The sequence below is a fragment of the Sphingobacterium sp. UBA7625 genome (assembly GCF_002484085.1).
In the GTDB taxonomy this organism is placed as follows: Bacteria; Bacteroidota; Bacteroidia; order Sphingobacteriales; family Sphingobacteriaceae; genus Sphingobacterium; species Sphingobacterium athyrii.
On record NZ_DLJD01000028.1, the window covers coordinates 1 to 2316 of the forward strand.

The window sequence follows — 2316 nt, forward strand, 5'->3', positions numbered from 1 at the left end:
ACCTAACTAAATCCTAACCTAATAGTAGGTTACTACTACTTTAATATTGGACTTATCTTTAAAAAATACCAGACCAGGTATCTCTGCAGCCAAAAACATCCTTTTTCCGGGGATTTTTTCTTACCTTCTTGCTATCTTCCCTGCTTTTCTCTACGTTTACCTACCTTTTCCCTCATTGTCTGCTGTTTGTATAGGTAAATAATAGAGATGGGTTAGGTATAAACCAGTCTTGCTAATGACTAGACTATGAGGCTAGTGGTGGCATATATCCGTAGTGAATCCGAGCCTAACTCGCTAGAACAGCAGTAGCAGCCCAGTTGAACCATGCTAACATCTGCGCTCCTACTCCTTTAAGCCCGAGCCCATCCCAAGGGGATCCCAAGGGGATCTCGAATCGGCGCCGAAAGAACACCAAAATAGATCAAACACCAAGGCATTGGATAGAAACGTAGTTTTTTGAAGTAAAAACACTCAAAAATTGCACTTGTTAAACATAAAAATGCTATAAAGCGGACTACATTATTGTTACAACATAAATCTTGGATAATTATCAAAAAAAGTTTGTTTGTATATTTTTTTATGTAGATTTATCNNGAACTACCCTGAAAGATATAGCTTTAGAACTCAACATTTCTGTTTCCACCGTTTCCAAAGCGCTATCAGACAGCTACGAAATCAGTGAAGCAACGAAAAAATTGGTTCAGGATTATGCCAAGAAACATAATTTCCATCCCAATAAATTAGCAAGGAGTTTAAAAATTGGAAAATCAAATACCATTGGAGTTATTGTTTCCAATATCAGCAATACCTTCGTGTCACAGATTCTCGATGGAATCCAGATCGCCTCCCAACAAACAATCTACGATATTATATTCATGCAAAGCAGGGAGGATGAACGTATCGAAAAAAATTGTATAGACGTATTAAGAATGCGTGGTATAGACGGGCTAATGATCGCTCCCGTATCGTCTGGATCAAATATTGAAGAACTTAAAGATCTTATTAAAGCTAAAATACCCGTTGTCATCTTCGACCGCATCAACCACAAATTGGATACATTCAAGGTAGGGGTCAATAACTTCCAGGGAGCATACAATGCTACCCAGCATCTAATTCAACAAGGAAAACGAAATATATTACATATTACGGGGAAAAACCTAGGGGTTGCAGTCGAACGTTTAAATGGTTTCAAAGCCGCCCTCTCCGATGCAGGCATCCCTTTTAATGAAAATCACTACATTGAATGTAGTTTTAACAGCGTGGTTGATTTGGACAATACAATAAAAGAAATTATCATCAAGGAATATCTTGATTACAAAAATATCGATGCAATTTTTGGTGCAACGGATATTATCACAACAAGAACACTGGGAATTCTGGCAGAACTTCAGATAGAAGTTCCGGCTCAAGTCGCTGTCATTGGATTTTCCAATACCCAAATCGCAGCGTCATTAAATCCTGCATTGTCAACAGTCGTGCAACCCGCAACTGAAATTGGAGAAATAGCAACCAAAAAATTGATTGACACCATCAATCAGACAAGACCAATTCACGAATTTGAAACCATTGAACTTCCGACACAACTTATTGTAAGAAAATCTTCGTTATAACCCTTCCCTTTTACGTTGAGGGAAAAGAAAAAAATACAGTCGGAAAATATCGCTAATGCTATTATCTCCTGACTGTATTTTTTTATATTATGATCTTATCACCGACAAAATTAATTACCATGATTATTATCATAGGTTACTCACCGGCAATTCCATATTCCAATCCCCGTAATTCGGCTAAACCTCTTAAGCGACCGATAGCAGAATAGCCGGGATTTGTCACTTTATGAAGATCATCCAGCATCTGATGTCCATGATCCGGTCTAAAAGGTATTGCTGTAGATCTCAATTGGTTCTCCGCGACTAAAATTTGCATAATCTTATACATATTCACATCCCCATCCAGATGGTCTGCTTCATAGAAACTACCAATGGTATCTTTCTTAACATTCCGCAAATGGACAAAGTTTACCCGCGACTTCACCTGCTCTAATATCGCCGGTAAATCATTGGTCTGGCTGGCCCCTAAAGAACCAGTACAAAAACAAATACCATTGAATTGTTGAGGTACTTCGTTCAATATATAGTTTAAATCCTCTCCATTGCTCGCTATACGAGGCAAACCCAGAATCGGATATGGCGGATCGTCCGGATGGATGGTCATATGGATGCCATTGGCTTCGCATACGGCAGAAATTCCGTTTAAAAAGTAGACCAGATTTCTACGCAAGCCATCCCTTCCAATATGTTTATAGGTATCAATGCT

2 protein-coding genes are annotated in these 2316 nt (G+C 38.6%); one reads left to right on the forward strand and one right to left on the reverse strand.

Annotated elements, in window-relative coordinates; all coding sequences use genetic code 11:
- Positions 1–539: 539 nt before the first annotated feature.
- Positions 540–1610 carry a LacI family DNA-binding transcriptional regulator gene (locus tag B4G94_RS11860; RefSeq protein ID WP_286859057.1) on the forward strand — a complete coding sequence of 357 codons (1071 nt, stop codon included), beginning with the start codon at positions 540–542 and terminating at the stop codon, positions 1608–1610.
- A 136-nt stretch (positions 1611–1746) separates the two neighbouring features.
- Here B4G94_RS11860 and uxuA read toward each other — a convergent pair.
- Positions 1747–2316: mannonate dehydratase (gene uxuA, locus B4G94_RS11865; protein ID WP_286859059.1), on the reverse strand; the 570-nt coding region annotated here is incomplete at its 5' end.